This window comes from Methylobacterium sp. (genome assembly GCF_019750675.1).
GTDB lineage: Bacteria > Pseudomonadota > Alphaproteobacteria > Rhizobiales > Beijerinckiaceae > Methylobacterium.
In genome coordinates this window covers 1-14,417 of the sequence record NZ_JAIEOF010000356.1, presented here as the reverse complement: position 1 = coordinate 14,417, position 14,417 = coordinate 1, and the positions used below count along the sequence as shown (strand labels likewise).

15 protein-coding genes and 1 pseudogene are annotated in these 14,417 nt (G+C 71.2%); 8 read left to right on the top strand and 8 right to left on the bottom strand.

What is annotated here, in order from left to right:
* Positions 1-113: 113 nt before the first annotated feature.
* From K2X24_RS18125 to K2X24_RS18100, 6 genes are all read right to left on the bottom strand, one after another.
* Positions 114-1,586, bottom strand: a complete 1,473-nt coding sequence (locus tag K2X24_RS18125) for an amino acid permease (RefSeq protein ID WP_292499767.1) — start codon at positions 1,584-1,586, stop codon at positions 114-116.
* Positions 1,587-1,736: 150 nt separating this feature from the next.
* The gene (locus tag K2X24_RS18120; protein ID WP_292499788.1) at positions 1,737-2,405 is read right to left on the bottom strand and encodes a DJ-1/PfpI family protein; all 669 of its coding nucleotides are present in this window, start codon (positions 2,403-2,405) and stop codon (positions 1,737-1,739) included.
* Between the two features lie 137 nt (positions 2,406-2,542).
* A complete protein-coding gene (locus tag K2X24_RS18115; protein ID WP_292499765.1) occupies positions 2,543-2,920 on the bottom strand; it encodes a response regulator in 378 nt (125 codons plus the stop codon).
* A gap of 71 nt (positions 2,921-2,991) precedes the next feature.
* Positions 2,992-4,263 (bottom strand): ATP-binding protein, encoded by a 1,272-nt coding sequence (locus K2X24_RS18110; RefSeq protein ID WP_292499763.1) that lies wholly within the window; start codon positions 4,261-4,263, stop codon positions 2,992-2,994.
* A gap of 367 nt (positions 4,264-4,630) precedes the next feature.
* A complete protein-coding gene (locus K2X24_RS18105; protein ID WP_292499761.1) occupies positions 4,631-6,163 on the bottom strand; it encodes a M48 family metalloprotease in 1,533 nt (510 codons plus the stop codon).
* A 23-nt stretch (positions 6,164-6,186) separates the two neighbouring features.
* Complete coding sequence (locus K2X24_RS18100) at positions 6,187-7,056, bottom strand: DNA-binding protein (protein WP_292499759.1); 870 nt, start codon at positions 7,054-7,056, stop codon at positions 6,187-6,189.
* 566 nt (positions 7,057-7,622) lie between these two features.
* Between K2X24_RS18100 and K2X24_RS18095 the strand changes: the two genes are divergently transcribed.
* From K2X24_RS18095 to K2X24_RS18085, 3 genes are all read left to right on the top strand, one after another.
* Entirely contained in the window at positions 7,623-7,796 is a 174-nt protein-coding gene (locus K2X24_RS18095; RefSeq protein WP_292499758.1) for a ribosome modulation factor, read from the top strand.
* A gap of 31 nt (positions 7,797-7,827) precedes the next feature.
* Complete coding sequence (locus K2X24_RS18090) at positions 7,828-8,010, top strand: DUF3606 domain-containing protein (protein ID WP_055957170.1); 183 nt, start codon at positions 7,828-7,830, stop codon at positions 8,008-8,010.
* Positions 8,011-8,143: 133 nt separating this feature from the next.
* Positions 8,144-8,395: a hypothetical protein gene (locus K2X24_RS18085; RefSeq protein ID WP_292499754.1), complete on the top strand. Its 252-nt coding sequence runs from the start codon at positions 8,144-8,146 to the stop codon at positions 8,393-8,395.
* A 34-nt stretch (positions 8,396-8,429) separates the two neighbouring features.
* On the opposite strand, the gene K2X24_RS18080 is transcribed toward K2X24_RS18085, so the two are convergent.
* Entirely contained in the window at positions 8,430-8,651 is a 222-nt protein-coding gene (locus K2X24_RS18080) for a DUF2735 domain-containing protein (RefSeq protein ID WP_292499752.1), read from the bottom strand.
* A gap of 335 nt (positions 8,652-8,986) precedes the next feature.
* Between K2X24_RS18080 and K2X24_RS18075 the strand changes: the two genes are divergently transcribed.
* The 5 genes from K2X24_RS18075 (at position 8,987) to K2X24_RS18055 (ending at position 13,930) form a co-directional block, all read left to right on the top strand.
* Positions 8,987-9,130 (top strand): hypothetical protein, encoded by a 144-nt coding sequence (locus K2X24_RS18075; protein ID WP_292499751.1) that lies wholly within the window; start codon positions 8,987-8,989, stop codon positions 9,128-9,130.
* Positions 9,131-9,379: 249 nt separating this feature from the next.
* The gene (locus tag K2X24_RS18070) at positions 9,380-9,838 is read left to right on the top strand and encodes a helix-turn-helix transcriptional regulator (RefSeq protein WP_292499749.1); all 459 of its coding nucleotides are present in this window, start codon (positions 9,380-9,382) and stop codon (positions 9,836-9,838) included.
* A gap of 144 nt (positions 9,839-9,982) precedes the next feature.
* Positions 9,983-11,161 (top strand): methionine adenosyltransferase, encoded by a 1,179-nt coding sequence (metK, locus tag K2X24_RS18065; RefSeq protein WP_292499747.1) that lies wholly within the window; start codon positions 9,983-9,985, stop codon positions 11,159-11,161.
* Positions 11,162-11,165: 4 nt separating this feature from the next.
* Positions 11,166-11,942 (top strand): tRNA (guanosine(46)-N(7))-methyltransferase TrmB, encoded by a 777-nt coding sequence (locus tag K2X24_RS18060; RefSeq protein WP_292499745.1) that lies wholly within the window; start codon positions 11,166-11,168, stop codon positions 11,940-11,942.
* A gap of 272 nt (positions 11,943-12,214) precedes the next feature.
* Entirely contained in the window at positions 12,215-13,930 is a 1,716-nt protein-coding gene (locus K2X24_RS18055) for an HWE histidine kinase domain-containing protein (protein ID WP_292499743.1), read from the top strand.
* A gap of 3 nt (positions 13,931-13,933) precedes the next feature.
* Here K2X24_RS18055 and K2X24_RS18050 read toward each other — a convergent pair.
* Positions 13,934-14,417: pseudogene (locus K2X24_RS18050) on the bottom strand (hypothetical protein); the annotation flags it as partial.

Genomic DNA, 14,417 nt, shown 5'->3' with positions numbered 1-14,417 from the left:
GTGGAGCCACCCCACCCCTGACCCCTCCCCACGAGGGGGAGGGGAACGCGCTTATCCTGGGAAACTCCGACGCTCGGATCCGATAACCCCGGACCGTGGAGCGCATTCCGAGCTCAGGCTGCCTCTTCCCGCCCGACCCGGCTGTGGCGGCGGCTCCACGCGAAGTAGATGACGAGGCCGACGGCGAGCCAGATCAGCAGGCGCAGCCAGGTCTCGCCATCGAGCGACACCATCATGGCAAAGCAGCTGACGATGCCGAGGATCGGCACCAGGGGCACCAGGGGGGTGCGGTAGTCGCGCCGCGCATCCGGCTGGGTCCGGCGCAGGATGATGACGCCGACGCAGACGAGCATGAAGGCCAGCAGCGTGCCGATGCTGGTCATGTGGCCGAGCTGGGAGATCGGCAGGAAACCGCCGAGCGCGCTGGTGAAGACCATGAAGAACAGGTTCGAGCGGTAGGGCGTCTTCCAGGTGGGGTGGATCTTGGAGAAGAAGCCCGGCAGCAGCCGGTCCTGGCTCATGGAGTAGAACACCCGGCTCTGGCCGAGCAGCAGCACCAGGATCACGGTGGAGAAGCCCGCGATCACGCCCAGCGTCACGAGGCTGCGCAGCCACGGGAACGGCGTCTGCGCGATGGCGGTGTTCACGGGCGCGGCGTCGCCCTTCATCTGGTCGTAATGCACGAGGCCGGTGAGCACGCCCGCGAAGGCGATGTAGATCACCGTGCAGATGGCGAGCGACCCCAGGATACCGATCATCATGTTGCGCTGGGGGTTCTTGGCCTCCTGCGCCGCGGTGGAGACCGCGTCGAAGCCCACATAGGCGAAGAACACCACGCCGGCGCCGCGCATGATCCCGCTCCAGCCGTACTCGCCGAAGGTGCCGGTGTTCTCGGGGATGAACGGCACGTAGTTCTGCGCCTTGACGTAGAACAGGCCGACCCCGACCACGACCGCCACGACCGCGAGCTTGACCAGCACCACCACGGCGTTGACCCGGGCCGATTCCCGGATGCCGATCATCAGGAGCGCCGAGGCCGCCACGATGATGAAGATCGCCGGAAGGTTGACGAGGCCGTGCGCCACGCCGCCGTCGGCGAGCTTGTAGGTCTCGAAGGGCGAATGCACGAGGGCGGGCGGCAGGTTGATGCCCAGCGTGTCGCGCAGGAAGCGCGTGACGTAGCTCGACCAGCTCACCGAGACGGTGGCGGCGCCCACCGCGTATTCGAGCACGAGGTCCCAGCCGATGATCCAGGCCACGAACTCGCCCATGGTGGCGTAGGCGTAGGTATAGGCCGAGCCCGCCACCGGGATCATGCCGGCGAGCTCGCTGTAGCACATGCCCGCGAAGGCGCAGGCGATGGAGGCGATGGCGAAGGAGATCACCACCGCGGGCCCCGCATGCTCGGCCGCCGCGATGCCGGTGAGCGAGAACAGGCCGGCACCGATCACCGCGCCGATGCCCAGCGCCACCAGGCTCCAGGGCCCGAGGGTGCGGGCGAGCTTGTGCTCACCGCCCTCCGCATCGCTGTTCAGCTGGTCCAGGGATTTCGTGCGGGTGAGGTCGCCCGCGAGGCCGGATGCCATGGGTGGGGTCCTATCCTGGTGGGGAGCGCGTGATCCGCGATCCTGGCCGGTCTTGGCCGGTCTTGACGATTGCGCGGCGATCTTGGCGATTGCCCGATGCGGTGGCAAACGGCGAATGCCTGCACCAGCAGGTTTCAGGCCGCGCTCCGATCACGGACCCGTGATCTTCGCCTCGGCGGCAGCGGCGTCCGCGCCGTCGATCAGCGGGCCGAGGATCGCTCGGGCGCGGGCGGTGATGGCCGGGCCGGCCATTCCCGGCGTTCCGGCCGCAAAGGGCGGCGCCGGGGCGTACTCCGCCACGAGCTGGCTCGTGCGCGCCGCCTCGGACCCGGCGAGACGGGCGGAGAGCGCCAGGGCGAAGTCGAGCCCCGCCGAGATGCCCGCCGCCGTGACCCGGTTGCCGTCGAAGACCACGCGTTCATCCACCGGGATGGCGCCGAGGCGCGGCAGTACCCGGTCGCGCACGCACCAGTGCGAGGTGGCGCGGTAGCCCCGAAGCAGGCCGGCCGCCCCGAGGATCAGCGAGCCGGTGCAGACGCTGGTGATCCAGCCCGCGCGCGCCGCCCGGTCGCGCAGGAAGGCGAGGGTGTCGGGGTCGCGCATCTGGGCGGGCGTGCCGTCGCCCCCCGGCACGAACAGCACGTCGAGGTCGCGCGGGCAGGTCTCGAAGCTGTCGCCGGCCACCAGCGCCAGGCCTGTATCCGAAGTCACGGGCCCGGCCGTGCGTGCGACGAGGTGCAGCCCGCCCGCGGCGATGCCGGCGAGGAGGGCCTGCGGGCCGACGAGGTCGAGGGCGGTCATGCCCGGGTAGAGCAACATCGCGATGCGCAGGGGCCGGCTCTCCCGCGCCGTCCCGTCGGACGCGCCCGCCGCCGCCGATCCCGGAGCAGCCAGCAGGGCGGCGCCCGCGAGTCCGTTCGCCGCGACCGCGCGACGGGTCGGACCGGGCAGGGGGCTCACGCCTCCGGCGGCGCCGTGAAGGCCGTGATCGCCTTGATCACGGCCGCCGCCCGGTAGGGCTTGGTGAGCAACACGCTGCCCTCGATCAGGCGCGGGGGCGTCTGCGTGAAGCCCGTGGCGTAGATCACGGGCAGGTCCGGCCGCAGGGCCCGGGCGGCCTCGGCGAGCTGCCAGCCGTCCATCTGGCCGGGCAGGCGGATGTCGGTGAACAGCACGTCGACGAAGGCCTCGGTGCGCAGGATGTTGATGGCGACCTCGGCCGTGGCGGCCTGCAGGACACCGAAGCCTGCATCCTCCAGATCTGCGGTGATGACCTCGAGCAGCATGGACTCGTCCTCGACCATCAGGACCCGGGGCTTGGGCGATGCACTCATGCGCGTCCCTTCATGCTCTTCCCTTCATGCGCGCGCTCATGTTCGCGGGTGTCTCCGGATGGTTCCCGTCCTCAGGCGAAGCCCAGGCGCGAGGTGGGGGTGGTCCGCGCGGGCTCCGTGTCCGGCACCGGCGACGATACGCCCGTCCGGTCGCGTGGCAAGTAGAGCCAGACGGTGGTGCCGAGGCCCGGCCGGCTCACGATCTCCGCGTGGCCGCCCGATTGCTTCGTAAATCCGAAGACCTGGCTGAGCCCGAGGCCGGTGCCCTGGCCGACCGCCTTCGTGGTGAAGAACGGTTCGAAGGCGCGGGCCATCACCTCGGCGCTCATGCCGGTGCCGCTGTCCTCCACCCCGATCGCCGCGTAATCGACCGCCTCCAGGCCGGGGATCCGGGCCGCCTCGGCGGCCGGCACGTTGCGGCTGCGGATCACCGCGCGGCCGCTGCCCGCCATCGCGTCGCGGGCGTTCACCGAGAGGTTGAGCAGGGCGTTCTCGAGTTGGTTGGCGTCGACGCGGATGCTCCAGAGGTCGGGCGCCAGATCCAGGACCGGCGGCTCGACCGTATCCAGCGCTCCCCGCAGCAGCTCGCCGAGGTCGTGGATCAGCCGGTTCGGCTCCACGGGCGCCGCCTGCAGGGGCTGGCGCCGGGCGAATGCCAGCATCTTCTGCACCAGGACGGCCGCCCGCTCGGCCCCGTCCATGGCCCCGCGCAGGGAGCGCTGCGCCCCGCTCTCGGCGGGCAGGAAGCGCTCGATGCGATCGAGGTTGCTGATGACGACGCCGAGGAGGTTGTTGAAGTCGTGCGCCACGCCCCCCGTGAGGGACCCGATCGCCTCCATCTTCTGGGTCTGGCGCAGCATCTCCTCGGCGCGGTCGCGCTCCGCGTAAGCCTCGCGCAGGGCGTCCAGGGCCGCGTCGCGCTCGCGGATCCGGGCCTCGAGCGCGGCGTTTGCGCTGCGCAACTGCGCCGGCGAGGGCAGGGCGAGGGCCCGGGGCAGCAGCACCCAGAGCAGGATCGCGGTGACGATCGAGGCCGCCGCCGTGATCACCTTCACGGCGCCCTCAAGGGCGTAGTCGGGCACCCACAGGGTCCAGATCTCCAACAGGTGGGTGGTGCCGCAGGCGAGGATGAAGACCGCGAAGGCCCAGAACATCCACCCGAACACGATATCGCGCCGGCGCGTGACGAAGACGCCGAGCGCCACGGGAATCGTGAAGTAGGCCAGCGCGATGATGGCGTCCGAGGCCACGTGGGTCCAGATCAGCTCGGGGCGCCACAGCAGGCAGATCCCGTGTGGAGACAGGCCGTTCCGGTCCAGTAAGCCTGTCAGGGTCTCGAACATGTCGGGTCTCGATGACGCAGGGACGCTGCACCGTCCGGAGGGGGGTGTATGGCGGTGGAGACGGAGGCGGTCGAACTATAGCCTCAGGTTCATCTTTCGTCTCGATAAAAAGCCGTGCGTTCATTTGAGCTAATATCGCTCAAACTAAAGCAGAGATCGCGCTGCAGCACGGCTCTCGCTAAGGTTGCGGACAAATGTACGGACGTCTTGTGGGTGCCGTCGTCGGTTGCGGCTCTCAGGATGCTGGAAACGAAGCCCGGCCGTGGACCTGATCGTACGACTGCGACGATTTTTCGCGGATATCGGCCCGCAGACCCGGGCCTGCGCTGGCCGCCGCTTCGCGGCAGGCGCTCTTGGGCCGATCCGGCTATTCCACCACGACCTTGTAGCTCTGGCCGGCGCGCACGCCGGCACCGCGCTCCAGGCCGTTCAGCACGAGGAAGCGCTCCAGGGCCTTGTCGGGGACCACCATGCGCTGCGCCAGGGTTTCGGCCGTCTCGCCGGGGGCGGCGGTGACGACGACGAGGCGCAGGGGCCGCAGGGCGCGGGCCTCAGCGGGGTCGAGGGCCGTCAGGCTCTCGGTCCAGCGCCGGAAGGCCCCGTCCGGGTCGGTGCCGCCCTTGGCCGCCATGATCATCCGGAAGGTCCGCTCCCCCATGCGGATGGCCGCGAGGCGGAAGGTCCAGTCCTTGCCGCGCGACAGGGCGGTGACGCCCGCATTGCCGGCCACCATGCGGTTCTCGACGGAGCCGGGCTCGATGACGTCGTTCCAGGTCGCCTTAAGAACTTCGTCGAGGCCCTGGCCGGCGTGACTCTCGACCTGGTCGAACAGCAGCCGGCGGCTGCCCTCGCCGGTGGTGCCCAGCACCGCGTTGCGGGTGTTCTCGATGCCGAAGCCCTCCGGCACCTCGAAGGCGATGCCGAGGCCCGGATGCAGGAAGCGGCGCCCACGCACGAGACCGTCGCCCGGGTTGTCGCCGTAGGCGATCCCGTCGACGGCCGCGAGGTAACGGGCGCGCTCGTCGACGCCGAGGCCCGGCGCGCCGATCAGGCGGGCGGCGCGGGTGACCAGGGTGATGCGCTCCGCGGTGCCCGGATGGGTCGCCAGCATGTCGGGCTCGCCGGCCATGCCGGTGCCGGTCTTGAGGGCGGTGGTCCGGTTCAGGGCGGTGAGGAAGCGCCCGGCGCCGAAGGGATCGTAGCCCGCCCGCGAGAGCGTGCGCACGCCCACGCCGTCCGCCTCCAGCTCCTGGTCGCGGGAGAACCGTGCCAGGGCGAACTTCGACTGGTCCTGGAGCTGCGCGCCGGTCGCCGGATCGTTGAGCACGTCGGCCACGACCTTGCTCACGAGCTGCGAGCGGAGCGCCAGTTCGGTGCGCGCGGTGGCGTGGCGCAGGGTGACGTGGGCGATCTCGTGGGCGAGCACCGCCGCGATCTCGGAGGTGTCGCTGGCCAGCGCCAGCAGGCCGCGCGTGACGTAGAGGCGGCCGTTGGGCAGCGCGAAGGCGTTGATGACGGGCGAATCGAGGAGGGTGACCGCGTAGGTCTCCTCGGGCCGGTCGGTGGCCCGCACGAGGCGGTCCGTCACTTCGGTGAGAAGGCGCAGGCTCGCGGGCGCCCGGTACTCGCCGCCGAACGAGGACACGAGCTTCGCGTGGTCGGCATCCGAGCCCGCGCGCTCGCGCCCGGTGGTGCGCGGGGCCTCGCGCGGCACCGCGATCGCGGCGGGCTGCGCCACGGGGCCGGACTGGTCGCCGATGCAGCCCGAGAGCAGGCCGCCCGCGAGCAGGGCCGCGCAGACCGGCCCGGCGCCCCCGCGCCGGCTCGCGCCGGGACGGCTGGCACCGCACCGATGCTGGAGGGAGGGGCCGTCCGCCCGGGGGATCACGATCGAGGCCATCCCTATCATCGAGACCATGCCGTTCAGCGCCGCGGCGCCCGCTCCCCGTCCAGAATTTCGATCACGTCCGCGCTCGCGACGTCGAGGGTCGGACCGCGCCAGGCTTCGAGCCGGCCCCGGACGCGGACCTCACGGCCCCGCAGACTCTCGGCACTCAAACCACGTTCCTGCAACCGGCGCCAAGTGCGTTTCGACACGGTCACGGTGAGGCCGTCCTCCCCCTTGCGGGCGAAGTCGAGATAGGTCCGGCGCGCCCGCTCGCCGACCCGGAGCACGGCGCCCTGCGCCACCACGAAGCGTCCCATCCGGGCCCTCAGGGCGGCGCCGTCGCGGACCCCGGGGCCGGCCTGGCTCCAGAGGCCGCGGCCCGCCCTCCGCGCGCCCGCCTCCAGGGTGAGGAGGGCCGGCCGGCACAGGGTCTCGCGCTCCCCCGCATCGACGGGCACGAGCCCGGCTTCCACGAGGCCGCCCGCCAGATCGATCGGCGCCAACTCGCCCGGCGTCGGATCGACCGGCGTCGGGTCCGAGGGGGCGGGCGCCGCGCTGGCCGCGCCCTCGAGGCTGGCATCCACCTGGTCCCGGCCCCAGCGGTCCGTCTCGCCGCGAGCCACCAGCGTGAGGCTGCGCCCCCGATGGGCCAGGAGCCAGGCCCGCGCGGCCGCGTCCGCGCCCGCCTCTTCCGGCCAGTGGATGCCCGCGAGGACCGCGCGGGCGCCGGATGCGAGGGCGAGTTCCCCGCGCAGGCCCAGGCCCGCCAGGCTGTCCCTGCGGGCCGGGGCTTCCCGGCATTCCGCCGTGGCGCCCACGGCCGGGCGCACCGGCCCGGCGGCCGCGAGGGCGCCGATGAGGAGCGCCCCGCCCCCGATCGCCGATCGTCGATGCGCCCCCGTCACGATGCCCGCTCCCGGCCGCCCTGTTCAAATCCGAGCCCATTGTGCCGCCCGGACCCGGCCCCCGGCAAGGAAGCCCGGGCCGCCGGGCGGACGGTTCATGTCGCATTGCGGCAGGAGAGACACAGGTGTCGCCCCCGGTTGGCGGCCCGGCGCGATGATGCTAGGACGCCCTCGGTGAGTCTCCGTAGCTCAGCTGGACAGAGCACAGGTTTCCTAGATCACAATTGGGCGTCGCGAGGGGAAACCGCGCGGCGGATCCGCTCAAATTCGGGGAACGCCCACCGTCCGCTCGGACGCGGCCGATCCCGAGCCAAGCCCGATGCCCGTTCCGCGGGCGCCGGGACGGTGTAGAGACTAGACGGGCGGCACCTAAGGGCTCCGGCAACGGCGCCTAGGGTGAAGGGATAGTCCAGACCACGAACGCACCCTGGCACAGGGGGCGGCGGCGGAAGCCGAAGTGGGATGAAACCTGGGGTCGCAGGTTCGAGACCTGCCGGGGACGCCACCACCTCTCGGCCCGAGGCGGCACCGCTTGGAGCGCGCGCGGGGCGCCCTATCTGTCGGGCATGACAGAGCCGCCGGACGACAATCTCGATCATTACGCGCTGGGCTTCTACGCCCCGGGCAAGGGCTTGGCGCGGGCGGATTGTCCCTACGCCGAGGGGACCGAGGCCCACGCGCAGTGGACCGCCGGATATGATGCTGCGCTCGCCGAGCGCCAGGGCACGCAGGAGGGCTGACGGCCGTCCGCGTCCCCCAGGAGGAACTGCCATGGCCGGTCTGAAGGACAAGCGTGGCTTCATCGACAAGGACCGCCTGGACCTTTCCGAACGGAAGGCCGTGGAGTTCTGGATGAAGCGCTGGGGTGTGACCCAGGACCAGCTCGCAGCGGCGCACCGGAAGGTCGGCCGGATGACCAAGGACATCGCGGCCGAGCTGGGCAAGAAGCGATAGCGAGAAGCGCCGGGCCATACCGGTGCGGAGATCTACGCCTCCGGGGTGCGCCGAGCATACGAAACTTCGTCCGGGCCGGTTTGCCCGGATGCCGTTACCCGAAGCGGCGCGCAGCGCGCCCGGAGCCGTGCGGATGCCCCGCTACTTCTTCCATACGCATGTCGGCGCGGACGTCGTCGCTGATCCCGTCGGTACGGATCTGCGCGATCCCGACGCGGCCTGGACGACCGCCCGCGACACCATCCGCGCCATGATGGCCGAGCCGCGCAACCAGGCGCGCTTGATGGGCGCGAGCCTCGTGGTCACCGATGCGGAGGGCGCGGTGATCCTGGAATTTTCCTTCGCCGAGGCCATGACGGGGAGGGGGGACGGCTCGGTCCACTAGGGCCGACGGACCCGGCCAACCGGGATGCGCCGGATCAGGGCTTGATGGCCGTGGCCGCCTCGTCGATCGCCGCCTGGTGATACCAGCTATCCATGAAGCAGGGCTGCGCGGGCTGACGCGGCTTGTCGCGCCCGGACGACCCGGCGGTCAGGCTCGTGATCGTGCCCGCGCTCCTGGTCGTGCCCTTGCCCGCCGAACCGGCTCGCCCCGGAAAGGGAAGGATCGTCGCGGTGTGTTGATGGTGCCCCATAGTCATGAGCGATAATGTCCTTTGGTGCACTGCGCTCGCGCTGTGCCAGGACTAGAGTATAGGCATGGTCGCCTGCATTTGCATCGTGGATTCGCTCATTAAACAGCCTGTTGCGAGAAATATAGGCGTGCTGAATGTTCTTCCACGTTCGGTCAAGGGAACTGACTGAAATCGCGCCGATTTTGGGCGAGGTCATTCTTCGGGCAATGCGTCCTCGGTGGCGGGACGGTGAGATGCCCAGGTGAGCCACTGCAACTGTGAGCCACTGCAAATGTGCGCCACCGCAAGGCCACGCTTCGCATCCGCGGTTAGACGCTCCGCCTCGAGAGAGGGTGGATGCGATGACCGCGAAGGTGATGCTGGTGTTGACGCTGATCGTCTATCTGACGACCGGCCGGGCGCCCGGCATGCGCGAACTGCGCAATCCCGATGCGGAGACGGGCTGGGGCCGGGCGACGCACGCCTTGAAGCGCGACCTCGTCTGAGGCCCGCGGCCCGGAACGCCCGTGCGGAGGCGGGCGGACCTTCGGAGCGATGAAGACCGGCAAATGAGACCGGCAAGAGAGCGTGACGGGAGAGTTCCGTGACAGAGCCGGGCAAGCGTGGCCGGTTTGACGCGCCCCATGGCTGGACATAACGTCCCGCCGCCGCAGGATGGGGGCGGCGCGACGCCGGTTCCGGCGAGTCCGGATACGCCTCCGGGACGGGCGCGGCGCTGAGCACGGGACGGGCGAATGGCTGGGCAGAAGACCGATGCGCGCGACGCGTATGTGGGGCAGCGGATCGCCGAGCAGCGCAAGAAGGCGTCGCTGACCCAGAAGCGGGTCGCCCAGTGCTTCGGCATGTCGGCCGCGCAACTGCAGAAGTACGAGAAGGGCACGAACCGCATCAGCGCCCTGCATCTCGACACTTTCAGCCGCCTAACGGGCGTCCCCATCGCCTACTTCTTCGACGGGCTGGACCGAACGGATCCGGATGTCCCCGGCTTCTCGGAGCTGCCGCAGCAACCCTACGATGCGGCCGCTCGTTCGCCGAGCACGTCCTCGCAGGATGCCCCGAAGGATTCCCCGAAGGATTCCTGGGAAGGGCTCGCGGAGGTCGTGGCCCGGCACGTGGCCGAGCACTTTTCGGAGGAGGAGAAGCGTCGGATCGCGGCTGCACTGAAAGTTCTCGACCGGCGGCTCGGCGGCTGATTTAACGGACGCTCCGTTTGTTTTGGCGGATTCATCCGGTTTTTCGGCTTGACCGATCCGGGGGCGGCTGCCAGACACTCACCCCTCGAAAGATCAGGTGAAGCGCCGCGACAAGTTGGGCGCGCCTAGACTTGGGGGCCCTTCATGCCGCGTTCCAATTACCTCTTCACGAGCGAATCGGTCTCGGAAGGGCATCCCGACAAGGTCTGCGACCGGATCTCCGACACCGTCGTGGATGCCTATCTCGCGGCGATGCCGGAAGCCCGCCTCGGCGTGGAGACACTGGCCACCACGAACCGCATCGTCATCGCGGGCGAGGTGCGCGGCCCCGACTCGGTGACCTTCGACCATCTGGAAGAGCTCACCCGCGCGGCGGTGAAGGACATCGGTTACGAGCAGTCGGGCTTCCACTGGAAGAACAACGACATCGCGATCCACCTGCACGCCCAGTCCGCCGACATCGCCCAGGGCGTCGACGCGGCCGGCAACAAGGACGAGGGCGCGGGCGACCAGGGCATCATGTTCGGCTACGCGTCCGACGAGACGCCCGAGCTGATGCCGGCGCCGATCTACTACGCCCACAAGATCCTCAAGGACCTCGCCGACGCGCGCAAGGGCAAGCAGGGCGACGCCGCCAAGCTCGGCCCCGACGCCAAGAGCCAGGTCACGGTGCGCTACGAGAACGGCCGCCCGGTGGGCGTCACCCAGATCGTGCTCTCCACCCAGCATATCGACGAGAGCCTCGATTCCGCCGACGTGCGCGCCATCGTCGAGCCCTACATCCTCGCCGCCCTGCCGCAGAACTGGGTCTCGGAGGAAACGGTCTGGCACGTGAACCCCACGGGCAAGTTCGTCATCGGCGGTCCCGACGGCGATGCCGGCCTCACCGGCCGCAAGATCATCGTGGACACCTACGGCGGCGCGGCTCCCCACGGCGGCGGCGCCTTCTCGGGCAAGGACCCGACGAAGGTCGACCGCTCGGCCGCCTACGCGGCCCGCTACCTCGCCAAGAACGTGGTCGCGGCCGGTCTCGCCACGCGGGCCACGATCCAGCTCGCCTACGCGATCGGCGTCGCCAAGCCGCTCTCCATCTACGTCGACCTGCACGGGACCGGCCAGTTGGACGAGGCCCGGCTCGAGGACGTGCTCATGAACGCCCTCGACCTGTCGCCCCGCGGCATCCGCACGAAGCTCGGCCTCAACAAGCCGATCTACGCCCGCACCTCGGCCTACGGCCATTTCGGCCGCGCCCCGGAGGCCGATGGCGGCTTCTCGTGGGAGCGCACCGACCTCGCCGACAGCCTCAAGTCGGCCCTGGCCTGACCCCATGAGCCTGGGGCGGGACCACCTCCCGCCCCATCCGGGCGGGCATCCGGCCGATGATGCGGGCGGGCACGTTGTGGAGACTGCGGAAGGCGCCGAGCGCGCCTTCTACGGCCGCCGCAAGGGAAAGCGCCTGCGCGCCGGCCAGGAGCAGCGCCTCACCGAGTTGCTGCCGAGCTTGCGTCTGGCCCTGCCGCCGGCCGGCCAGTTCCTCGATCCGAAGGCCCTGTTCCCGGTCCCCACCGACGAGGTCTGGCTGGAGATCGGCTTCGGTGGCGGCGAGCACCTCGCGGCCCAGGCCGGCGCCCATCCCCGCACCGGCATCATCGGCGCAGAGCCGTTCGTGAACGGCGTCGTCAAGCTCTTGCGGGCGGTGGACGAGGCGGCTCTGCGCAACGTCCGGATCTGGGACGAGGACGCCACGGCGCTGCTGGCCGCCCTGCCGGATGCGAGCCTCGCCCGGGTCTACCTGCTCTACCCCGATCCCTGGCCCAAGCGCCGGCAGCGCAAGCGCCGCTTCGTCTCGGACGGTGCGCTCGCCGAGATCGCCCGGGTGCTCCGCCCCGGCGGTGTCTTCCGCTTCGCCAGCGACATCGACGACTATGCCGGCTGGACCCTGGTGCGGGCCGCCCGCTGCCCGGACCTGACCTGGACCGCGACGACGGCGTCCGACTGGATGAAGCCCTGGGCCGATTGGCCGGGCACGCGCTACGAGGCCAAGGCCCTAGCGGCCGGTCGACCGCCGAGCTACCTTGAGTTTCGGCGCGCCTCACCCACCTGAGCATCGGCGCGCCGCCCCGGCGGCCCCGGGACGCGCCGGCCGAGCGGGAATCCCGTGGGACCCGCGCGGCGCGGCCTTGTTCCGCCCGATCTTCGGTTGTCTGATGGCGGCCGACGAGGGTGGGACCGCCGACGCGCGGCCGGGCCGGCTGAGTGAGGTTGTGGAGTGCAGGACGCATCGAACCCGCCCTCGGTTGCCGCCATGGGGGCACGGGGCATGCGGTCGCCTCAACGGGCGATGCGGTCGCCCGCACGGGTGATGCGATCACCCGCATGAGTGGCGCCGCCGATGCCCACCTCCACGCGATCGCGTTCGCCCAGGCGCCGGTGGGCCTCCTCGTGGTCGACGGCGCCGGTCTGATCCGGGACGCCAACCCCACCCTCTGCGACCTCCTCGGCTATGCCGCCGGTGCCCTCAACGGCCGGGCCCTCTCGGTGCTCGGCGCCGTGGCGCAGCGCGTCTGCATCCGGCGCTGGCTGCGGGCGGACGGGACCGGCCTCGACGTGCGGATCCGGCCCTCGCCGGCGCGGGGCGATTTCCAGGTGCTGGCGGTCGAGGCCGTCGATCCCGACGAGGTCGCGCGGGCCGACGAGAACCGGGCCGCCCTGACCGCCGCCGGCCTCGGCGAGTGGCGCTACGATTTCGGCGACGGGCAGGTGGCGCTCTCGCGCCGGGCCGCGCACATCCTGGGTCACGCCCCGGGGGCGGCCGTCACCTGGACGACCCTCCAGGCCGCCCTGGAGCCCGGCGAGACCGACCGCATCCGCGCCCAGGTGCGCGCCTCCCTGCGCGACACCCGGCCCTTCGCCTTGGAATGCCGCCTGCGCCGGGACAGCGACGGCGTCGCCATCAACGCCGAAGTGCGGGGCCAAGCGATCCTCGGGCCCGATGGCGGGCGCCGGCCCGTCGCCGTGGTGGGGGTGATCGAGGACATCACGACCCGCGTGGAGGGCCGCAACGCCCTGCGGGCCGGCGAGCAGCGCCTGCGCATCGCCACCGCGCTGGCCGAACTCGGCATCTTCGAGTGGCACATGCTCGACGACCAGGCGATCTGGGAGAACGAGCGCATGTTCGCGATCTTCGGGCGCGCGCCGTCGGACGGCGCGCTCGGCAAGCGCGAGTTCCTCGACGCCGTGCTCCACCCGGAGGACCGCCCGGCCTTCCGCGCCGCGATCACCCGTGCGCTGCGGGAGGACAGCGTGCTGGAGGCAACGGGCCGCATCCGCCGCCTTGGGGACGGGGCCTGGCGCACCCTCGACTTCGCCGGACGCTTCGAGCGCGACGCCACCCACCGCCTGCCCCGCCGCCTGATCGGGGTGGTGGCCGACGTGACGGAGCGGCGCCTCGCCGAGGAACGCCAGACCCTGCTGATCCGCGAACTGCACCACCGGGTGAAGAACACCCTGGCCACCGTGCAGGCCATCGTGGGCTCCACCGCGCGCACCGCCTCCAGCATCGAGAGCTTCTACGAGGCCTTCGTGGGGCGGATCATGTCGCTGGCCCACACCCACTCGGTCCTCACCGAGGACACCTGGCAGACCGCGTCCCTGCGCAATCTCCTCGTCAACGAGTTGAAGCCCTATGCGGAGGGGGCCCTCGACGGGGAGAGGGATGCCCGCATCCAGCTCGCCGGGCCCTCCGTCGACCTGTCCTCGGAACTCGCGGTGCCGATCGGCATGGCGATCCACGAACTCACCACCAACGCGGCGAAGTACGGCGCCCTCTCCACCCGCGACGGCCGGGTCGCGATCACCTGGGACCTGCAGCCCGGCGGGCCGGCCGGCACCCTGCACTTCACCTGGGTGGAGCGCGGCGGACCCACCGTCAGCCCCCCGAAGCGCCAGGGCTTCGGCTCGCGCCTGCTCCAGCGCGTGCTCACCGCCCAGGTCCGCGCCGAGGTGACGATGGAGTACCCGCCGGACGGGTTCTGCCTGACGATGCTGGCGCCGTTGCCGGTCCGCAACGACGCCCTCAACCCGCTCGCCTGATCCTCAGGCAGCCCCGCGCGCGTCCGTCTCTCCGCCGGCCTCCACGAAGGCCTTGAGTTCGTCGAGGGACGCGAAGGTGTAGCGGCCGCGCGGCGTCTCGGCCTCGATCACCCCCGTCGAGAACATCACGTAGGTGTTGCCGCCCGAGGCGTAGGTGCCCACCACCTGACGCTCCGGCTCCGCAGGAGGCTCCGGCTCGGCCGGCGGCGCCTCGACGGGCACGGGCGCGACGGGCTCCGGCTCGGGCTGGTGCGCGACGGGCGCGGAGACGGGCTCGTGTGCGACGGGCTCGGGCTCGGCGAGGGCAGGGCGCAGGATCACGGGCTCCGGCTCCGGCTCCGGCTGGGGCTCCGGCTCGGCGGCAGGCTGTGGCACCTCCGCTGCCGGAGCGCCGAACAGCATCTCCTCCTCCGGCTGGTGCGCCGGGGGGGCGGGCTGGTGGAACTCCGGGTACCCGGCCTCGGGCTGAGGAGGCACGTCACGATAG